The sequence below is a fragment of the Streptococcus acidominimus genome, assembly GCF_001921825.1.
Classification (GTDB): domain Bacteria; phylum Bacillota; class Bacilli; order Lactobacillales; family Streptococcaceae; genus Streptococcus; species Streptococcus acidominimus.
Genome location: NZ_MSJL01000004.1, coordinates 18,938 through 39,672, shown reverse-complemented (window position 1 = coordinate 39,672; position 20,735 = coordinate 18,938). Strand labels below are relative to the sequence as shown.

At 43.5% G+C, this 20,735-nt stretch carries 19 protein-coding genes and 1 riboswitch; of the genes, 6 read left to right on the top strand and 13 right to left on the bottom strand.

All coding sequences use genetic code 11. From position 1 onward, the window contains the following. Window positions 1-203: 203 nt before the first annotated feature. The 7 genes from ppc to BU200_RS01415 all read right to left on the bottom strand — a co-directional run bounded on the left by ppc (window position 204) and on the right by BU200_RS01415 (window position 9,478). Window positions 204-2,900 (bottom strand): phosphoenolpyruvate carboxylase, encoded by a 2,697-nt coding sequence (gene ppc / locus BU200_RS01445; protein ID WP_075098462.1) that lies wholly within the window; start codon window positions 2,898-2,900, stop codon window positions 204-206. A gap of 38 nt (window positions 2,901-2,938) precedes the next feature. Beyond that, window positions 2,939-4,159, bottom strand: a complete 1,221-nt coding sequence (locus BU200_RS01440) for an FtsW/RodA/SpoVE family cell cycle protein (RefSeq protein ID WP_075098461.1) — start codon at window positions 4,157-4,159, stop codon at window positions 2,939-2,941. A 639-nt stretch (window positions 4,160-4,798) separates the two neighbouring features. Then, window positions 4,799-6,289, bottom strand: a complete 1,491-nt coding sequence (gene lysS / locus BU200_RS01435) for a lysine--tRNA ligase (RefSeq protein WP_075098460.1) — start codon at window positions 6,287-6,289, stop codon at window positions 4,799-4,801. A 106-nt stretch (window positions 6,290-6,395) separates the two neighbouring features. Beyond that, window positions 6,396-6,869 carry an aminoacyl-tRNA deacylase gene (locus BU200_RS01430; protein ID WP_075098459.1) on the bottom strand — a complete coding sequence of 158 codons (474 nt, stop codon included), beginning with the start codon at window positions 6,867-6,869 and terminating at the stop codon, window positions 6,396-6,398. Beyond that, complete coding sequence (locus tag BU200_RS01425) at window positions 6,869-7,711, bottom strand: DUF368 domain-containing protein (RefSeq protein WP_075098458.1); 843 nt, start codon at window positions 7,709-7,711, stop codon at window positions 6,869-6,871. The genes BU200_RS01430 and BU200_RS01425 overlap by 1 nt, the downstream gene beginning before the upstream one ends. 174 nt (window positions 7,712-7,885) lie before the next feature. After that, window positions 7,886-8,446 carry an energy-coupled thiamine transporter ThiT gene (gene thiT / locus BU200_RS01420; RefSeq protein ID WP_075098457.1) on the bottom strand — a complete coding sequence of 187 codons (561 nt, stop codon included), beginning with the start codon at window positions 8,444-8,446 and terminating at the stop codon, window positions 7,886-7,888. Between the two features lie 64 nt (window positions 8,447-8,510). Further along, a riboswitch (TPP riboswitch) is annotated at window positions 8,511-8,606 on the bottom strand. Between the two features lie 26 nt (window positions 8,607-8,632). Beyond that, window positions 8,633-9,478: a glycoside hydrolase family 25 protein gene (locus tag BU200_RS01415; RefSeq protein WP_075098456.1), complete on the bottom strand. Its 846-nt coding sequence runs from the start codon at window positions 9,476-9,478 to the stop codon at window positions 8,633-8,635. Window positions 9,479-9,932: 454 nt separating this feature from the next. On the opposite strand from BU200_RS01415, the gene BU200_RS01410 reads away from it, so the two are divergent. Continuing rightward, on the top strand, window positions 9,933-10,442 hold the full coding sequence (locus BU200_RS01410) for a hypothetical protein (RefSeq protein WP_244912657.1): 510 nt from the start codon (window positions 9,933-9,935) through the stop codon (window positions 10,440-10,442). Next, window positions 10,423-10,794, top strand: a complete 372-nt coding sequence (locus BU200_RS01405) for a DUF4430 domain-containing protein (RefSeq protein ID WP_075098455.1) — start codon at window positions 10,423-10,425, stop codon at window positions 10,792-10,794. Before BU200_RS01410 ends, BU200_RS01405 begins: the two co-directional genes overlap by 20 nt. 362 nt (window positions 10,795-11,156) lie before the next feature. Here the strand turns inward: BU200_RS01405 and BU200_RS01400 are convergent, their stop codons facing one another. The 3 genes from BU200_RS01400 to BU200_RS01390 are packed head-to-tail and all read right to left on the bottom strand — an operon-like array spanning window position 11,157 to window position 14,235. Next, window positions 11,157-12,401 carry an ABC transporter permease gene (locus BU200_RS01400; RefSeq protein ID WP_075098454.1) on the bottom strand — a complete coding sequence of 415 codons (1,245 nt, stop codon included), beginning with the start codon at window positions 12,399-12,401 and terminating at the stop codon, window positions 11,157-11,159. Further along, on the bottom strand, window positions 12,402-13,097 hold the full coding sequence (locus BU200_RS01395) for an ABC transporter ATP-binding protein (protein ID WP_075098453.1): 696 nt from the start codon (window positions 13,095-13,097) through the stop codon (window positions 12,402-12,404). It abuts the gene before it with no gap. Next, entirely contained in the window at window positions 13,060-14,235 is a 1,176-nt protein-coding gene (locus BU200_RS01390) for an efflux RND transporter periplasmic adaptor subunit (RefSeq protein ID WP_075098452.1), read from the bottom strand. The genes BU200_RS01395 and BU200_RS01390 overlap by 38 nt, the downstream gene beginning before the upstream one ends. A 232-nt stretch (window positions 14,236-14,467) precedes the next feature. Between BU200_RS01390 and gorA the strand changes: the two genes are divergently transcribed. Together gorA and BU200_RS01380 are read left to right on the top strand one after the other, a co-directional pair. Further along, complete coding sequence (gene gorA / locus BU200_RS01385; protein WP_075098451.1) at window positions 14,468-15,817, top strand: glutathione-disulfide reductase; 1,350 nt, start codon at window positions 14,468-14,470, stop codon at window positions 15,815-15,817. Between the two features lie 233 nt (window positions 15,818-16,050). After that, entirely contained in the window at window positions 16,051-16,566 is a 516-nt protein-coding gene (locus BU200_RS01380) for a biotin transporter BioY (protein ID WP_075098450.1), read from the top strand. Window positions 16,567-16,992: 426 nt separating this feature from the next. Here BU200_RS01380 and BU200_RS01375 read toward each other — a convergent pair whose 3' ends face one another. Further along, window positions 16,993-17,205, bottom strand: coding sequence for a YdbC family protein (locus BU200_RS01375; RefSeq protein ID WP_075098449.1), 213 nt, complete (start codon window positions 17,203-17,205; stop codon window positions 16,993-16,995). Between the two features lie 101 nt (window positions 17,206-17,306). Here BU200_RS01375 and BU200_RS01370 point away from each other — a divergent pair, with 101 nt between their 5' ends. Beyond that, entirely contained in the window at window positions 17,307-17,633 is a 327-nt protein-coding gene (locus tag BU200_RS01370) for a hypothetical protein (RefSeq protein ID WP_075098448.1), read from the top strand. Window positions 17,634-17,998: 365 nt separating this feature from the next. On the opposite strand, the gene BU200_RS01365 is transcribed toward BU200_RS01370, so the two are convergent. Continuing rightward, a complete protein-coding gene (locus BU200_RS01365) occupies window positions 17,999-19,288 on the bottom strand; it encodes a peptidase U32 family protein (RefSeq protein ID WP_075098447.1) in 1,290 nt (429 codons plus the stop codon). A 7-nt stretch (window positions 19,289-19,295) separates the two neighbouring features. Beyond that, window positions 19,296-20,225: a peptidase U32 family protein gene (locus tag BU200_RS01360; protein ID WP_075098446.1), complete on the bottom strand. Its 930-nt coding sequence runs from the start codon at window positions 20,223-20,225 to the stop codon at window positions 19,296-19,298. A 154-nt stretch (window positions 20,226-20,379) separates the two neighbouring features. Here BU200_RS01360 and BU200_RS01355 point away from each other — a divergent pair, with 154 nt between their 5' ends. After that, window positions 20,380-20,703 (top strand): DUF3270 domain-containing protein, encoded by a 324-nt coding sequence (locus BU200_RS01355; RefSeq protein WP_075098445.1) that lies wholly within the window; start codon window positions 20,380-20,382, stop codon window positions 20,701-20,703. The last annotated feature ends 32 nt before the right edge of the window (window positions 20,704-20,735 follow it).

Genomic DNA, 20,735 nt, shown 5'->3' with positions numbered 1-20,735 from the left:
GAGCTGTGCAAAAAAGAGCGATAACTGTTTGAAAATCCCGTCAGTAGCCCTGTTTGCGGGCTTTCTTGAGGGAACAGTACACCAGCTTCGCTACACTACCCGTAGTTTTCAATTATGAAAGCTCGCTTCTTTTGATGTTCTTTGCCTATCACAAGTCTAGCATGAACAGACAAAAAATCGGTATTGACCGATTTTTTGCTTTATTAACCTGAATTACGAAGCCCTGTCGCAACTCCATTTATAGTGATATGGATGAGGCTTTCTTGATCCGCACTTAATTCACCGCGGCGCAAACGGTTGATCAATTCAATTTGGATATAGTTCAAAACATTGAAATAAGGCATGCGATAGGCAAGGCTGGATTTTAGAGATGGTAATTCAGCCAGCAGTTCGTCAGTCTGCTCAATGTCAAGAATGATATTCTTCGTCAGTTGCCACTCATCCAAGATAGTATAAAAGACAGAGCGCACTTCTTCATCTTCACACATTTTCGCGTATTCAAAGGCAATATTCATGTTGGACTTGGATAGAACCATGTCGACGTTTGATAAGAGCGATCGGAAGAATGGCCAATTTTCATACATTGTTTGCAGCTTCGACAGATTTTCTGGTGCCTTCTCAATAAAGCGTTTGAAGCTAGAGCCAACCCCGTACCAACCCGGTAACATGATCCGGTTTTGTGACCAAGAAAATACCCACGGAATGGCACGCAAGCCACCGATTTCAGTAATGGTCTTACGGGCTGCCGGACGCGAACCGATATTGAGGCTGGATACCTCACGAATTGGACTTGCTGAAAAGAAATAATCATAGAAATATGGGTTACCAAAGACCAACTCACGATAGATCTGAAAGCTATCTTCAACAATAGCATTCATAACCTCGCGGTAACCGCCAATTTCATCAGCGTCAACAATCATCTGGGTGACCATGCGATCCAAGGTCGCAGACACCAGCATTTCAAGATTGTAGTAGGCGGCATCCTTGTTTCCGTACTTGTTCCAAATCACTTCTCCCTGCTCCGTCAAACGGATACGATCTTTAATCGAACCAAATGGTTGAGAGGTAATGGCAGCGTAGGACGGACCACCACCACGACCGACTGTTCCACCACGACCGTGGAAGAAAGTAATCTTCACGCCGTAGTCTTGACCGATCTGGGTCAATTCATTCTGCGCCTTATAGAGGGTCCAGCTAGATGACAGGTAGCCTCCGTCTTTATTGGAGTCAGAGTATCCCAGCATAATTTCTTGGTAATTGTTATTGCCAGAAATCCATGACTTGGCAACGTCCAACTGCAAGTAATTGCGCATGGTAGCAGGTGCATTATCCAGATCTTCAATCGTTTCAAAGAGGGGCACAATCTGCACGCGGGCACGCTCGGCATCCACTAAGCCGACCTCTTTTAAGAGCAGAGCCAATTCCAGCAGGTCAGACACATGCTCTGAATGAGAGATGATATGCTGCTTGATGACTTCCTCCCCCAGCTTATCTTTCAATTCACGCGCCGCTGCAAAAATCGCCAACTCCTTTTCCAACTGCTCTGATTTTGGAACATGGGTCGCAGACAAGATTCGTGGATCCTCGACCAATTCTTTGAGGAGGATCTGGCATTTTTCCTCTTCTGACAAGCTGCTATAATCATCCACAATTTTCGCAGAAGCCAGCAATTCAGCTACACTTGCCTCGTGGATGCTTGAATCTTGACGCATATCAATACTTGCCAAATAGAAGCCGAAAGCCTCAATAGCCTCTAGCAACTCCGTCAAGTCTCCTTTTAAGAGTGCGCTCCCCTTATTTTCTTCCAAGGATTCTTTAATAGCAATAATATCTGCCTTAAACTCACGGACATTGGCATAGCGCTCCTCATTTTTTTGGTCATGAATCAGATAGTCACGAGTATGCGCCAATTTCATCTGGATATAATGAAAGGCTTTCCGATAAGGCTCGTGTTCCCGATACACCGAAGCATCTGCTGATACATCAGCCAAGGCCTGTACAGCAGGACTAACTGCTACAATCTTGGTCGATAAAGAAAAGTTACGATAGAGTTTTTCTAACTGCTCATGATAATAGTTCATGATCACTTCGCACTGGGTAAGGGCTGACAATTTCAAGGTTTCCGCCGTAACAAATGGATTTCCATCACGGTCTCCCCCAATCCACATCCCCATGGTAATCGGACGTGGATTTATCAGCTCAATCCCCCGCTCAGCAGCTAGGCTCTTGTATTCACGCTGCAATTTCGTGACGGCTTTGATAAAGGAGCTATTGTAGTAATCCATAACGTTCGTGATTTCATTGGTCACCTTGAGCTTTTTCTCACGAATCATCTCGGTCTGCATGATGATTTCCACGTAGCACCGCAATTCATCCAACCACTTGGTCCGGTTGATCAGACCTAGCTTGACATCCCGATAACGGCGGAGCAATTCGTGGATATGCTTGGTCAAGTCAAGCATGGATTGGCGCTGTACCTGGGTCGGATGAGCAGTGAGGACTGGGACTACATTCAGATTTTCCAGAATTTCAGCGGCATCTTCACGCTCTGCCACTATATCGATCGTCGTAGAAATTTTTCCAAGATAATCCTGTCCTAGATTGTTTTGATGATTGATTTCATAAGCCAAATCAACATCTTCTGAAATATTGATTAAAAGCGGCAACACCGCGAAGTAACGGGAAATCACTGCCAATTCATCATTGGTCAGCTGGCTAACGATTGCCATTAACTGACTATAATCATCTTGTTTTGAGAGATTTCCAAGTTCGACAATTTTATCAAAGGTTTCTGCAGACATCAGCTGACGGGCTACATCTTGCAAAATATCCGTCAGAATTGCTACTTCTTCTTTGATAGTTTCCTTGTTCGTGTAGTTTTCTAATTTTTGAATCGCCATATCCTCTTCCTTTTCTCCTAATATACTTATATAGATTTCTAAAGCATTGTTCGTTCGATCTCTTCTTGAATCAGCTCGCGTTTTTCATTGGCATCGATATTCAGCACAAAGGCAATTCCGATAGAAATGATGAGCAAGCTATTCCCTCCTTGAGAAATAAAGGGAAAGGTCACCCCTGTTGCTGGAATCAAGCCTGCAATTCCTCCGACATTGACAAAGGTCTGAACAAGTAACATACCTGCAACTCCAAATGCCATCATGGCATTGAAGGAATTTCTTGCCCGAATCCCGACAACCAGAATCCGTAAAATCAAGAAGAATAAGAGCGCCAAAATCAAACTGGCACCAAAGAAACCGAGTTCCTCAATGACAATCGAAAAGGCGAAATCGGTGTGTGCCTCTGGTAAATAACCATTTTTTTCAATCGAATTTCCTAGCCCTCTACCAAACCAGCCGCCGTTGCTCATAGCATAGTAGGAATTGGTCAATTGTAACCCTGATTCTGTGGCATTTTCAAAGGGATTGAAGTACGCTGCAAAACGTCTGGCAATATAACCAAAGATCGGAATCTTAGCCACGACCTCGACACCGAGTAGGCGGATAGACCCCAGCAACAAAACAGAAGCCGATACAATCGCCAGCAAGGCTGTCGAAAACCAGCGATAGCCGATACCACTGCTTGTAACCAATACCATTATAATCAAGGCCACAATAACCGCATTTCCCAAGTCGGGGAGTGAAGCTACCAAGCCTACAAAGAGCAGACTAACTACACGCCAATCATTGAGTTTATTGGGAAGCCAACGTCCCTTGGTCAAGGCTTGATAGTCATAAGTGCGGATCTCTCCCTGAATCTTAGCAAACTGGTGCGCCAGATACCAAACGATTAGCAGTTTCAGATATTCAGCCGGCTGCAAACCAATGATACCATTTGGACCAAAGCGAATCCAACCATGAGCTCCATTGACAGGGTCAAAAAAATGGGAAATAACCAGCAAGAATCCTTCGATCAGTAACATGAGAGAGATGAAGCCCGGCCTGCGTAAAAAGCTCAATCTCATACGGTAAATGATATAGATTGCTACCAGACTAATCACCCAATAACCTGCTTGACTGATTAAGAGTTTTAAGGGATTCCCATTGCTTTGTACCTGCAAGGCACTGGTCGTTGAATAAATCATAATAAGCCCAACGACAGACAAAATTAAGTACGGAATTAAAATAGAATAGTTCAGCAAATGCTGCTTATCAATTTTCATCTATTCTCCTATGCATCTTCTAGAGTATTGCTCTCATTATACCATATTTCCCTAGCAAATACGGAAAAATCTGGCAATTTTAGGAGAAAGCGTTTTCGATAGAATATAAGCTGGCTTGTAGGAACGATTTGAAGCCTTAAAAATAGGGATGTCATTCTATTTGAAAACCGCATAAGGTGCTGTTCATTGGAAAAAGTTCCCTTGCTATTGGAAGCTATAAGTACTGGGCAAAACAGACGAGCGCTCACAATTGTGAATGAGGATATGAAAGGTCAAGGATAAGATGAGCGAGCGAAGAAGATTCGGCAAGATGTGAGAATTTTTGATACGATTAGGATTGTTTTATCTCCAACCTTCAACTGTTGATCGGATAATCAAGGGACACCTCTTTTGATATTCAAAGAGTGTCGCATCTTATCGCTACTATTTAAACTAAAGTTAGCCAGTGGATTATCTCTAGAAAATAAAGATAGCCCTGCTCCTCTTGAAACGAGGAACAAGGCAACAGTCAAGCGTTTTGTTGAAAATTTGTATCTAAAGGGAACAATATCTGTAACCAGTTAACACTGGAACAGCTATGTCTCTTTTCATACAGAGTTTAGGCGTCTTTCATTATAAAAGATAAAGGAAACGACGATATTATTTCATGGTTGGGAAAAGAAGTACGTCACGGATAGTGGTTGTATCGGTAAGGAGCATACAGAGACGGTCGATTCCGATACCGAGACCACCTGTTGGTGGCATACCATATTCGAGGGCTTCTATGTAGTCGTAGTCGATACCAGTTGCTTCATCATCTCCCAATTCCTTGGCCTTGGCTTGTGCTTTAAAGCGCTCCAACTGGTCGATTGGGTCATTCAACTCGGTGAAGGCATTTCCGTACTCTTTAGTCATGATAAAGAGCTCAAAGCGGTCTGTAAAGCGAGGGTCTGTATCATTTTTCTTCGCCAATGGTGATACAGCAACAGGGTGACCATAGACAAAGGTTGGTTGTATCAAGGTATCTTCAACAAATTCTTCAAAGAAAGCATTGATGATCTGTCCAACTTCTGTATAGTGTTTTTCAACCGGTACCTTGTGTTCACGAGCTAGATCTGCTGCTGCTTCAAAGGTCATATCTTGCCAGAAATCTACACCTGTTTCTTCCTTGATGGCGTCGACCATGTGCACCCGTTTAAATGGTAGGTGAATATTGATTTCCTTACCTTGATAGGTGACAGGACCGTCTCCAACAACAGCCTTTGCCGTATGCTGGATAATCCCTTCGGTCAAGTCCATGATGTCAAGGTAATCTGCATAGGCTTGGTAGACTTCAATTGATGTAAATTCTGGATTATGAGTGGCATCCATCCCCTCGTTACGAAAGATACGTCCGATTTCATAGACCCTTTCCATACCACCGACAATCAAGCGTTTTAGATGTAATTCTGTCGCAATCCGCAAGACCATATCAATGTTTTGGGCATTGTGGTGAGTGATAAATGGACGGGCAGCAGCACCGCCAGCCTCATTGTGAAGGACGGGAGTTTCCACTTCTAAGAAGCCAAGTCCATCCAAATAACGGCGGATTTCAGAGATAATTTTACTGCGAGTGACAAAGCGATCGAAGCTGTCACGGTTGGAAATCAAGTCCAAGTAGCGTTTACGGTAAATGGTTTCGGTATCTGTAAGGCCGTGGAATTTTTCTGGTAGTGGTCGAAGGGCTTTTGACAAATGGGTCAGTTTATGGGCATGGATAGAGAGTTCCCCCATATTAGTCCGCATCACATCCCCCTCAACTCCGATAAAGTCTCCGAGATCAGCCTTATTGAAGAGTTCGTAGTTTTCCTCACCGACATCATCCTTGCGGACGTAGATTTGGATCTGACCTTCACGGTCTTGAATATGGGCAAAGCCCGCCTTTCCTTTTCCACGCTTGGTCATCATTCGTCCTGCGATTACAGCAGTCGCACCTAATTCAGCCAAGTCCTCCTTGGATTTATCTTCATATTTGGTCTTTAATTCTGCTGAATTTGCAGTGCGTTCAAAACGTTTCCCAAATGGATCAATACCTTTTTCGCTAAGGGCTGCCATTTTCTCTCGGCGAACCAATTGTTGGTCGTTTAATTCTTCAAAATGTTCATTTGACATAGTCGTTTCATTCCTCCAAAGTCTATCCCATTTATTCTAGCATAAAACATGAAAAAAATCAGCTAGGATAGCTAATTTTTCTACTAAATATACGATTCTCCTACTCTCATTTGACAGTCAAATCAGCAAAGGTTGCACCTACAAAATCTGCTAGGGTCTGGCTGTTCATGCAAATGGAGCGTCCGACTTCCCCAGCAGAAACAATCATTTGCCCTAATGCCAAGGCGGATTGGTCAATGTAGATAGGAAAGGAGTGTTTCTGGCGAATACCGACAGGATTATTGGCTCCGTGGACATAGCCAGTTGTTTTTTCCAAGTCTTTCTGTGGAATCATGGTCACTTTTTTATTGCCTGATATTTTAGCTAAGGCTTTCTCTGATAGGTGTTCTGTAATGGGGACGATGCCAATGATGGGCCCCGTCTTGTCACCTATCAAGGCGAGGGTCTTATAGATCTGATCTGCTACGACATCTTCTGGTAGTTCGCCTTCAAGGGCATTGATTGCCAGACTATCGTGGGTAATGCCTGCCTTATCTAATATTTGCTCCACCAAGGTTTTCTTCATTTTCTTCTTGCCCATTATTTATACTTTTCCTCCAGTCGGCTCATCCATAATCCGAGCCACACACCTAGTCCAAAGAGGACTAGCGCAAGTAGCCAAGTAGCGACTCCTGCACCAGCGTAAGAGATGGACTCTTCATTTCCTGCTTGTGGAATGAGGATCAAAAGGGTGCTGGACAGAACAATTCCGATGATGAAATGGTAGACACGGGAATGGTAATTCTTCAGTGCAAAGTCCATGGCTTTTGAAAAGACAAGCATGGCAAGGACACCACCGATAGCAATCGGCAGGAAAGTTCCCAGCAAATCAAGCGATTTGAAGCCGTTGAGCATAGGGGTATAAATCCCTAAAATGAGGAGCAAATTCGAGGGACTAAGACCCGGCACTAAAATTCCCAAGGCGATTAAGGCTCCGGCTAAAACGAAGCTGGCAAAAGCGGCTGGCAGGGTTCCAACAAGGTCATTCAGGAAATAAAGGACAAGTCCAGAAATAACAAAGGTGCCACACAGCCAGATAAGATCCACCGTGTCGCGCTTGCTCTGCTGGGTCGATTCCTTTATCAGACTCGGAATCGTTCCGACAATGGCTCCGGCAAAGCCCCAAAAAACAATGACTTGATAGTGTTCGAGAAGGTATTCAACGGGATAAGAAAAGAGGGCAATTCCTAAGATACCACCGATTCCCACAGGGAGGAAAAAGAGAACATTTTCGAGAAAATTCTCCCGAATATGGGCGAGAAAGCGGATCATCCGCTCATAAATTCCTAAAATCGCAGCCAAGACTCCGCCTGATACACCCGGTAGGATAAATCCTAGGGCGATAATCATTCCTTTTACTATTCTTGCAATCCAAGATGCCATCAGTTCCTCCATAAATAAACTATCCTATTATCGATTAGCTTCTCTCAAAGCCAAGTTGATCACCTAGACCTATTATCGAGACTTTTGGCAATCAAAATGGACTTTGACGAGTAGCAAACGTAAAACGTTCAAAACGATTCTATTATATCATATTTTTGGAAAATCGGTTAAGTCTTATTTATTCGGTAAGAAAAAGCGGGGACTGGTAGGAACTAAAATACCTAGGACAATGAGGACTACAAGGAGCGTCAAGCCTCCTGCTGTTCCATTGACTGTAAAAGAATACCAGTAGGCAGACATACCCTCTGGTGCATAGCTACTCCAGAAGATAACACCTGCGATATAGTGAATCAGGTAACGTACAAATACAGCAAGAATGGCTGCAAGAAAGGCAAGACCTAGTGCTTGAGTTCTCTCTCCTTTTTCTTTCAAGGCTCTTTGAAAGCTAGGTGCCAGATAACCAGCAAGCCCCATAGCAAGGAAGGCAAGAATGTATTCGATCACGACTTGGGCGAAAGATAGATAGTAGACCTTGCCTAGGACAAAGTGGAGCAAACCCCAAATCAGACCGGCTAGCAGGCCGTATTTTGATCCCCGACGCAGGGAGATAAGGACTAGGGGAATGGCACCAAAAGAGGGATTGAACCAGCCCATGAAGTCAGGGATAAAAGAGAGAACCATAGCAAGAGCTGCAAAGAGGGCTACTTCTACGAGAGCCGTGAGATTTTTGGACATAAAGAAAACTCCTTTTCTTCACAAAAGGAGCTGTTGGTCTTTGATCATACCCGTCATCAACAAGTATCATTTCAAACACAATCCCTACGCTAGTGTTAACTAGATCAGGTTCGAGGATTTCGCAGGTGCGATCTCAGCCGAAGCACTCCTTTGTGATAGATATTTAATTACCTTCAGTATAACAGATTATTGGGGGCTTGTAAACAACTTTTGATAGACTTCATTTGGATTTTTAAGAGTGGTAATCAAATTCAGGTCTAGATGATGCGCAAAGCCGTTGAGTGAGCCAACTGATGTATACTGATGCAGGTCATAATCTAAATCCGTATTAGGAGCTGCATTATAGTAGCCTGAATTGGTTCCGTAGGTCGGAATCCAAAGAGCGGTAAATTTATCAACTGAAATCTGATGCTCTTCCATAAAATAGGTTCCAATATATATCCCGATATTTTTTGCCCCAAGGTCTTCCAATTCTTGGCGGAAGGCTTCGACACCGGCATTCATATCATCCATGGTCTTGTCTTCGACATCTAACCAATAATAGCTTGGTTTAAACTTGTAGGAGGCTTCATAGAAAGATTTCGCCTCTTTTTTCATGGATTCGACACTATTTCCAGTAACATAGGCGTAGACCGCTACGGGAATACCGCGTGCTTGAAATTCCTTGATATGGGTCTGATAGTGCTTGTCAATCCCGTTTTTATCAGAGGCACTGTTATCTTTTCGTGTATGAGAACCACTCTGTACGCGAATGATGGCACCAGATATATTGGAAGCAAGGATGTCATAATCAATATCAGAGGGCCGCTGCCAACCAGACACATCAATGATTGGTTTCATCTCCAGCGCGTTGGTAATATGGACGGGACTGGCGTGGTAACTGGGTGCTGTTGATGTGCTTTCCTCAAGTTGTTGAAGTGCTTCTTGCTTGTCTTTTTCCTGTTCCTGATTCATTGCCTGTGTCGTCAGGATTATTCCTACAAAAAAGAGGAAGAATAAGGTCACAAGGATCGGATGTATTTTCTTTCTCATTGCTCTTATTTTATCCTAAATGGACGGAAAAATCAAAAAAAATAAGCTAAAAGGAGAAGAATTTATCCTCAGCAACAATCAACAATAGCGAGCTTCAACTATCTGGGAGGCAGTTGGAGGTTGGAGACAGAACGAGTGCAACTCGTATCAAACGCTCTCGTATCTTGTGGAATTGAACTCGGACTAAGCACTGTGTGAAAAAGAGAAATCTCGTTGGTTGCAAAGCAAAGTCTCTCTAATCTCTTCGTCAGATTTCCCATTTTCAGTTTGTGCTTTTAACGTCCTCGTATCTTAATTTTCAACCTGTTTCCTAAAACTAGCCTTACAGTGTATAGAATGCAGGTCACCGTGACTTTTGATTAGAGTAGCCTTTTGCTTTTCAAAAAGTATTATCTTGACAGCAAGGGGAGAATCCGTTACCCTAGAAGAAGAAATAAAAGAGAAAGTATCATGTATGATGTCGACGAGACGAATCAGCCAAATTGTCATTCTTGCTGCCCTATCCATTGCCCTGCGCTTCGCCTTTGGTGCTCTTCCAAATATCAAGCCGATTTCGGCTATCTTTTTAGTCAGTCTATGCTTTCTTCCTGTAAGTGATAGCTTATGGATGATGGCCTTGACCATGCTAGGAAGCAGTCTTTTGTTTGGATTTAGCCTAGTAGTCTTTTGGCAGATCGTCAGCTTTACCCTCGTGATGCTCTTGTGGCGTATGGCTGTGATACCTCTTATCCGCAGAGGGCAACTGGGAATTGAGTTGCAAAGCGTCCTAGCGGGGATCGTGATCGTCCTCTATGGCTTTTCGATCAGTTTTCCGGTTGGTTGGCAATTTGGGACAAATCCGATCACCTTTTGGCTAAACGGTTTATCGTTTGACATGTTACACAGTATTTCAACTATTTTATTTTACCCCATTATTTATTCTATATTTAGGAGATACTACCCTTATGAAAAAATGGATACTTAGCGTCCTAGCAGTCATCACTGGTCTCTTTTTAGTTGCTTGCCAACCGCAAACAGCTACAAAGACAGAGCAGACCTACACAGCGACCTTAAAAGTCACCTTCCCAGAAGATAAGGTTGTTGAGAAAATCGTAACTTTTGAAAAAGATGACTCCGTGATGGATATTTTAGAAGAACACCACAAGGTTGAAGAAAAGGATGGTCTGGTCACCTCCATTGATGATGTCAGCCAGAAGCCAGAAAAAAACACCTATTGGATGTATGATGTCAATGATGAGTTAGCGCCCAAAGGTGCTAAGGAAATGCACGTATCCGACGGTGATACGATTGCTTTCTATCTTCAAACCTTTCAATAACATCGGATAGAGCATATAGCCCGCTGTTCGCTATTCTTGGCTAACAGCAGGCTTTTTTTTATTTATAGTCATTTCGTTTCTATTTTGTAATTGAACGCGCCCTAAACTCTTTGTGAAAAAAGACGCAACTGTTGCTTACAGGCGTGGCTCCCTTTTGGGGGACGTAGCTGTTGCAACTTTAGCTAATTACAGGTATGGCTAGCCTTAGAGAATAGGCTGAAAACCTCCACTTTAAGATAAAAAAGTAGTGAAGCCTACTCTCCTTAGAGGGGCTCCACTACTATCTTCACTAAACAATCATCAATGCTTTAGACTAGCCTTGAACTCCCTTGTCATGATGGAACTCAAGGACAACTACTAGGTTATTCATAGCGAAGGGCTTCGATTGGGTCAAGCTTGGATGCCTTATTGGCTGGTAGGACACCAAAGAGCATACCGACTGTTGCGGAAAAGGCGAGACTACCTAGCACAACTGGAATGGAAATAACAGCTGTGATTTCTCCACCGAGCGCCTTGGTAACATTGATAGCAGTAACAGCTAGTTGAGCAATCCCGAGACCAATGAGACCACCGAGACTGGTCAAGACCATAGCCTCAATCAAGAATTGTAGGAGGATGTTGCTACGGGTCGCACCTAGGGCTTTCCGTAGACCAATCTCACGCGTACGCTCTGTGACAGATACCAGCATGATATTCATGACACCGATACCACCGACAAGGAGTGAGATCCCTGCAACTGAACCGATAAATAAGGTGATGCCTGATAGCTGGGTATTGAAAGTTTCTAAAAATTGAGAGAAATCTTGGATATCGTATCTCGCTTCCTTAAGGTGAGTAGCTCTCGTCAAATAATCAGCAGCTGCCCGACCTACTTCTGAAGAACGTGAAACATCTTCGACATGCACATAGACTTGGGCATTTTCAGAGACACCAATTTCCGCAGAAACTTGGGTATTAGTCATCAAGGCAGCACCGCCAGCACCAAAACCAAGGATACCGCCCTCACCTTCTTCTTTGTAGACACCTACAACCAAGTAGGCTTTATTTACCAGACTGACTGTCTGATTGAGGGCAGAATGCGCATCACCGAACAATTTCTCAGCGACTTGCTCATTCAGCATAATAATGCGGGCGAATTGAGTATAGTCATTTGCAGTAAATTTACGACCGGCTATGAGCGTGAGGTCTTTTACGTCAAAATAGTTTTGGCTGACACCTGTAATAAAGACACTCTCTACTTTTTTTGCACCAGCGCTAATTTCTCCGTTATTATTATTCGTTGTATAGTAATTGCTCACACCATCCACTTCAAGCAAGCCTTTCAAAATCCCGTCTGTCAGGGTTGGTTCTGGCTCGGTAGTCATTTGTGATTCAGCAATATAGGTTGACAAGCCGTCTTGATGGGTTTCGGTAGTGGTATTTGAGAAATAGAGTTGCACATTATTGCGGTCACCGGCTAAGGCATCTGATAAACTTCTTTTAAAACCTTCACCCAGAGCCACAATCACAACAACTGAAGCAATCCCGATAATGATCCCTAACATGGTTAAGAGCGACCGCATCTTGTGGGCAAGGACAGATTTTAGGGCAAATTTAATATTTTCCATTTAGTTCTCCTCCTTGCGAACATCTTCTGTAATGACACCATCACGAAGGACGATACGGCGTTTGGCATAGGCAGCGATTTCTGGCTCATGGGTTACCATGATAATGGTCTTGCCCTCACGGTTTAACTCCGTTAACAATTCCATGATCTGATCGCCTGTCTTGGTGTCAAGAGCCCCTGTTGGTTCATCAGCTAAAATGATGGACGGACTATTGACCAAGGCACGCGCAATGGCGACCCGTTGTTTTTGCCCACCTGATAACTCGGATGGCAAATGCGTCATCCGCTCGCCCAACTCAACCTTTTCTAAGAATTTTTGAGACAGGGCCTTGCGCTGACTGGCAGGCACACCTGCATAAATCAAGGGCAATTCCACGTTCTGCAAGGCATTCAACTTGGATAGAAGAAAGAACTGCTGAAAGACAAAACCAATCTGGTTGTTGCGAACGTGTGCCAACTTATTTCCTGAAATCTGGCTGACTTCTGTATCTTCTAGGACGTATTCTCCTGCTGTCGGACGATCCAAAAGCCCAATAATGTTCATCAGGGTCGACTTCCCTGAACCTGACGGTCCCATAATGGCAAGAAATTCCCCTTCTTCTACTTCCAAATCAACATCTTTTAAAACGCGTAGTTCTTGCTCTCCATTTTTATAGCTCTTATTGATGTTGGTCAGCTTGATTAGTCGTTTCTTCATTCGCTTCTACCTCTTTTCCATCTTGTAAGCTATCGTTTGGATTGGAGATGACGTGGTCGCCTACTGTTAGACCTCCCGTTACTTCTTGATTCATTGCATCAGAGTTACCGAGGGTGACTTCAACTTTTTTAGCTTTCCCGTCAACGATTGTCCAAACAAAGTTTTTATCCCCTTCTGGCACAACTGCAACAAGCGGCACAAGAATCGTTTGGCTGTTATTGACAACCTCAATATTGACAGAAAATCCCTGTTTCAATTCCCCAACTTCACTTGTAATCGCTACTTTGAATGGGTATTTAGAACTTGAAGCGCCTCCTCCTGCACCAGGGGCAGCTGTTGCAGACTGGCCACTTGCAGGATAGTTTGAAATGTAAGAAATTTTTCCAGTCCATACTTTATCAGGATAAACTTTGGAGGTAATCTTCACTTCTTGATCCACTGAAATATTTGCCAAATCATATTCAGACAGTTCGCCTGTTACTTGCAAGCTACCTTGATTGACAATATGGACAATGGTTTGGCTGGTGCTTGTATTTGATTTTGAAACGGATTTATTCACTTCTACAACTGTTCCGACAACATTGCTTGTCACGGTCGCCTCATCAAAAGCTGATTGTGCTTTATTGACTGCTGCCTGTGCATCCGCGTACGCGTCATTTAAGTCCTGCAGTTGCATGTCCACTGTCCGTTGCGCATTAGCAGTTGATTTGCTATCAATTGAAGCATCCCCTGTCAAATCAACGGTCTGTCCATTTGTACGTAGGTCATTGATTTGACGCCCGACTTTATCGCGCGCCCGCACAGCTGTATCGTAGGCTGCCTGCAATTCGCCTGTATCGTACTGAACAAGTGGTGTCCCAACCTGCACCTGATCACCTTGAGCAACCAATACAGCATTCAAATCACCTTTTGAATTATCATAGTAAACATATTGCTCTTCAGCAGCAGCAACTGTTCCTGACAATAAGGTTGAAGAGGCAATTGATCCTTCTTTAACCGCTGTATAGGTCAAACTTTGATCGACAACTGGTTCTTCTGTCTTATTCCCTCCAAAGAGCAAGGCTCCTCCAATAAGAGCAACTGCTGCTACTCCTAAACTGGAAAACAAAATGATTTTGCTTTTCTTTGTCTTTAACATGTCGTTTCTCCTTTATGATGAATAATCATTGTACTATACATATAATACAACAATGCAAACAAAAACGCAAGCACTTTCTGATATTATTTTACAAAAAAACATTATTTATTGCCACAACTCTTGCGAATCATTTCCTTACACTTTTGTAAGATTGAACCAACGTAGCCGATTTTTGCAGGAAGCCAAAAAAAGCGCTACAATAGAAGTAAATTGGAAATCAGAGAGGATTACTATGAAACGTTTTGATATGATTGCGATTGGCGGAGGTTCTGGAGGTATTGCGACCATGAACCGTGCTGCTGAATACGGGGCTAAGGTTGCTGTGATTGAGGGGCATTTCCTCGGTGGAACCTGCGTCAATATTGGCTGTGTGCCAAAGAAACTGATGTGGTATGGGGCTCAAATTGCAGAAGCCTTTCATCACTATGGACCTGAGTATGGTTTTTCAGCGGACACTGTCACTTTTGATTTTGAAACCCTCAAGAAAAATCGTGATGCCTATATTGAACGCGCAAGACGTTCTTATAAGGGAAGCTTTGAGCGAAATAAGGTAGAAGTTATCGAGGGCTTCGCTCGCTTTGTTGATCCGCACACTGTCGAAGTAAACGGTGAACAGATCTATGCAGATAAGATTGTCATTGCAACAGGGGCAAAACCTGTTCTCCCTAGCATTCCTGGTGGAGAATATGCTAGCATATCAGATGATGTCTTTGCCTGGGAGAAGCTCCCTCATTCTGTTGCCGTTATCGGGGCTGGCTATATCGCTGTTGAGATGGCGGGCGTCCTCCATTCTCTCGGAGTACAGACAGACCTTTTTGTCCGTCGGGATCGTCCCTTGCGACGCTTTGATTCGTATATTACTGATGCCCTCGTCGCTGAAATGCAGCAGGTCGGTCTAGCCCTCCATTCCCATAAAATCCCTCAGCGAATTGAAAAAAATATGGATGACAGCTTGACCATCTACTTTGAAGATGGCAGTCATCACACCGCTGAAAAAATTCTCTGGGCAGTCGGTCGAAGGGCCAATATTGAGGATTTAAATCTAAAAGCTATCGGCATCACTACTACATCATCTGGTCATATTGCGGTCAATGAATTTCAAGAAACCAGCATCCCTCATATCTATGCCTTAGGTGACGTGACGGGTGAAAAAGAGCTGACCCCTGTTGCGATTAAGGCTGGTCGCACCTTGTCTGAACGCCTCTTTAATGGGAAAACCGATGCCAAGATGGACTATCACTTCATTCCGACAGTTGTCTTTTCACATCCTGCGATTGGGACAATCGGCTACAGTCAAGAAGAAGCTGAAAGAGAATTTGGAGCTGAACAGGTCAAGGTCTACACCGCTGCCTTTACCTCTATGTACACTGCCCTTGGGAACCACCGACAGGCCGCCAGATTCAAATTGGTGACAACTGGTGCGGAAGAAAAAATCATAGGTCTTCATGGCATTGGCTACGGTGTTGATGAGATGATCCAAGGATTTGCAGTCGCTATTAAAATGGGGGCTACCAAGGCTGACTTTGATGCAACAGTTGCCATTCACCCAACGGGTGCAGAAGAATTTGTTACCATGCGGTAAAACAAGATACGAGAGCGTAGAAAAAGCGAATGAACATTAGGAATCTTGACGAAGAATCAACGATTCTAGGAAAGATTATCTATTTTCCGAGCTTTTAGCTCGACTTCAATTAGGATACAAGGACAGGAAAACAAGTCTGGCTTCTCCTGTAACAGCCGATAGAAAAAGGATTGACTTTTCCTGTCAATCCTTTTATTATATTGTTACCCTTTAAAAATAGAAAGGATAACAATATGACTTCACATACTAAATCGCTTATCTATCCTGCTCTGGGAGCTGGACTTATCGCCACCTTGTCCCAAATCATCATTCCCATTGGACCTGTTCCCTTTACACTGCAGACACTAGCGGTTGGGCTAATTGCTAGTCTCTACCCTCCTAAAAAAGCTATGGCAAGTATCCTCCTCTATCTCCTGTTAGGCGCTATTGGATTACCTGTCTTTGCTGGATTTTTAGGTGGTATGGCTAGCCTTTTCGGTCCGACTGCGGGCTTTCTCTGGGGATTTGTGCTCTACGCAGGTGTGACAGCAAGCCTCACATCCTCGCACTCCACTCTCTGGCAAGTCTTCCTCGCCAACCTTTTGGGCGACAGCCTCTGCTTTGGTCTAGGCAGCCTTGTCTTTGCTCTAGTCACCCGAAGCAGTATCGAAAGCACACTTGCCCTAACAATCCTCCCCTTTCTCATTCCTGATCTGGTCAAACTACTGCTTGTTACGGTCAGTCACCGACCGATTAGCCGTCTATTATAGTCGTTTAGTTTATTTTTTTAATATTGAACTCGGATTACGAGTTGTACAAAAAGAGCCATACCCGTAGAGAAATAGAGGTTTTCAGAGCAAACTCTCTTTAGCTTCTGCGTCAAAACTCCTATTTTTACTTTGCTCGCTTCCACAGTCTGGGGACAGACTGTGGAAGGTTGGAAATAAAACGAGGGAAACTCGTGTCAAACGCCCTCGTATCTTGTTTAATTGAACTCGGGCTACGAGCTGTGCAAAAAAGATAGCTTTTCCTAGAACTTGTGTTCTGCGTCAAAACTCCTATTTTTGCTTTGCTCGTTTAACGCCCTCGTATCTCATAGTACTCCAGTATTCAAAAAGGCTCAAGGTCTACACTCTTCAGAATATGGCTAATTTTCTTTGAGTATCCTCTCGACCCTTTGATTCCAACTCTTTCTCTTAATTCCGAAAGGCGTCGAGTAAGACCTGAAATTCTTCATTGGATAGGGTAATACCCTTGCCCATCTTGCTGTGGTCTGGGCTCCATGTTCGGATGTCGTACTTGGCGGGCGCTCCATTAAAGCTGACCCGATTCAATTCCTTGGTCCATCCTTTCTCGTTTTCTGATAAAACGAGTAACTTTTCTTCAATTTCAAATGTAAATTCTGCCATTTTTTTCCTCCTCAATACTCTATTCGTAAAACTGTATAAAAACTTGTCTTTTCTGAAAAATTCCGATATGATAATTGTATCAATCTTTGGAGTATTTTACCATGAAAAAGTTTCTATCTATCCTCCTCTATCACCTCAATGTCTTTTTAGGCAACCAGCAACCCCATAGCACCTCACAAGAGGAGGAAAGCACCCCCTATCTTGACATGATTCAATTGGCTCTCTATAAAAAAGCAGCAATCCACGTCATCTATGCTGATAAGAGCTTCACAGGAGAGATTGTCAAGTTCGAGCCTGACAGAAACCGCATGATTGTCAAAAACTTCAAACGAAACGTGAACAGCATTATCGCCCTAGATGATATTCAGCGAATTTCTCTGGTACCAGACAGTATCCGCAAATCACAAAACAATAGCATGAATGCCTGATGGTTGTCCGTCAGGCATTTTTTGTATAGATAGATAAGAAGAGTACAACGACGCTGATATTTATATGCATTCTCTTGTATTCCTCAAAGACCAATATCCGCCTCCTATTTTCAATTGCTTTTGAACGGATTTGTATCTTGTAGAATTGAGTTCCAACTACTCACTTTGTGAAAAAGAGATGCAGGTATTCTAACTTTAGCTAGTTACAGCTGCGGCTCCCTTTAGGGATAAACATTCCTAGCTCTAAAGGTATGGGATACCTTTAGAGCTGGGAAATAGAAGTTTGCGAAGCAAACTCTCATCTAAAAGCTCTGCGTCATGTTTCCTAATTTTCAGTCGGTTTTTTAACGGCTTCACATCTTATATTACGCGCGAATGGTTAGGGATTGTCCGTCTTCTTGATAGAGGTTAATCAGGCCTGACTTGCAGGCACGGACCATGTCGCCGGGGTAAACTTCCTGCGATAGGCTAATGGTCAGGAGTTCCATTGGGCGATTAGCACGTTCAATTGGAAGACCGTCTGAATCACGCAAATCAGTAATGGTAGTCTCAAAGTGGCGGAAGCCTGGACCGTAAAACTCGACCTCATCTCCCTCATTGATGACGTTGCGCTGACGAATTGTTGCCGTCATTGTTGCCTTATCAAAGGCGACGACTTCTGCAATAAATTTGTATTCCGGAATCTTGCGGCGGGCTCCAAATAATTGCTCATTTTCTGTCGGCGGGTTATAGTAGAAGCCTGTTGCTAATTCCCGCTGGGCAACCTTCCACATCTCATCAATCAGGTCTTGCTTGATCGCTTCAAATTTCTCTGGACTTTCCAAGTAGGCATCAACCGCTGCCTTGTAACAATTGGTCACAGTAGACACATAGTGAACGGACTTCATCCGACCTTCAATTTTCAGACTGTCAACTCCGTTTTCTATCATGTCTGGGATATGGTCGATCATACACATGTCAACCGCTGACATTGAAAATTCCTCTGGAACTTGTCCCTTGATGCTTCTACGTTCTTCCCCAAATGGCAAATCATAAAGATTGTATTTCCAGCGGCAAGATTGGGAACAGCCCCCACGGTTGGCATCACGGTTGCTCATGTGGTTGGACAGGACACAGCGCCCTGAATAAGAAATACACATGGCTCCATGGACAAAAGCCTCAATCTCAACGCTGGTACGCTTGCGAATTTCAGCCAATTCTTCCATGGTTACTTCACGCGCTAGGACGACCCGCGTCAAGCCTAATTCTTTCCAAAACTCAAAGGTTTCATAGTTGGTTGATGAAGCCTGTGTTGACAAATGAATCTCAAGACCCGGCGCTTCTGTCGCACAGATCACAATCAAGGCAGGGTCTGATACAATAACAGCATCCAGCCCCATATCCCGCAGTTCACGGAACCAGGCTCCTGCTCCCACTTCGTTCCCCTCGTGGGTCACCATGTTGGCTGCGACATAGACCTTAGCACCACGTGCATGGGCATAGTCAATCCCCTCTTTCATTTCCTCCATTGAGAAATTTCCAGCCCGACTCCGCAAGCCATAGGCCTGCCCCCCAACAAATACGGCATCTGCTCCATAATCAATTGCCACTTTTAATTTTTCCAAAGTTCCAGCAGGTGACAAGACCTCTGGACGTTTTAATGTTCTTTCTGTCATACCTTTCCTATTTCACCTTATCTATATCGTATTCATAGAAACCTGTATCCAGCCCGCGCTCTTTTGGATGCAGGTTGCGAATCTGTTCATCCAGCAAAAAGGCTTGGTCATAGGTCAACTCTCCCACTTCTGCTAAGTCTCTTGCTTTAACAAAGAGCTTAGCGATCTCTACAAAATTTTCACCCGGGCAGTAAATACCATCTAATTTCCAGTGTCGGTAATCGTGCTCCACCAACTCGTTCAACTTCATCATCATGTCAATGTCATTGTTGATGAAAATATGCGTTCCATGCTTGTCTTCGTAAATCGAATAGTGGCTATCTGGGTCACTAGGTTCTGCTAGGAAAAGCCCACGCTCCCGTGACAAATCCGTCTCATCTGCCTTAGTATAATTGTAGTAGTTCTGCAAGAGAGTCCGCTTAGAATGATGAATCACAGATGCGCCGTAAACCAAAATTTCCGCTGGAATTTCAAGATTTTTAGCAATATCAAATAGCTCCTCAGACGGAATTTCTCTAGCCAGTACCGCACCGACCGCACCGTGGTCTTTCCAGAAGTTAATCTGGCGACTAGAAGTCACAAAAACAGAGGTGTCGTAGATCAACTTAAAATTGTAACCGTCACGCTTGTTGATGTAAAAGATGCCCGTATCGCCTACCACCAGATAATCGACCTTAATTTCTTTCATCAATTCCATGAAAGGTTGAATATGATCCATCATATCTTGGTGCATGAGGGCATTTGCTGCAACGGTTAATTCCTTTCCAGCTTCATGCGTCAAACGCGCAATCTCCCGCAGTTCGTCATAAGTAAAAGAATGGGGTATCCGCAGAGCATGGTCCTCTTCTCCGACATAGATACGATCTACTCCCGCTTCTAATAGTTGTTTGACTTGTTCAATACTTTCAGCAGTCGCTGTAATAACAATTTTTTCCATAACCCTCATTATATCATAGTCTTTAATAATCTTCAGCACTTCCTCGATTTTTAATGTTCAGACTTTTCTCATTTTTTTGTAATGTAAACGTAATATTTCTGTTACAGAAAACCAGCATTGTTATGATAGACTAAATAAACGCAAAGGAGACGATATGGCACTTAGACAATATCGGCCTGATTATTACCAGTATGACGAATCAATCCCGAAAGAGAAACAACAGGCCGCCTACCAAGCATATCACGCCACTAATCCAAATAAGGAACGTGTCAAGGAATTTTTCTTTTTCTTGAACATTGCTATTTTTAGTGTGATTACCGTGATTGCAACATACATTTATCTTTCAAACAAAATTCCTGTCTTTTTAGCCTTTCTATTGGCAATCGCAACAGGCTTGATCGGATTAAAGTTCGTCCAATTTCTAATAAGAAAAAGACTATCTAAAGATATAAGCAAAAACAGAACCCGCAAAAAATGAGCGGGGTTCTGTTTTTTTTCATCGTAAACAAT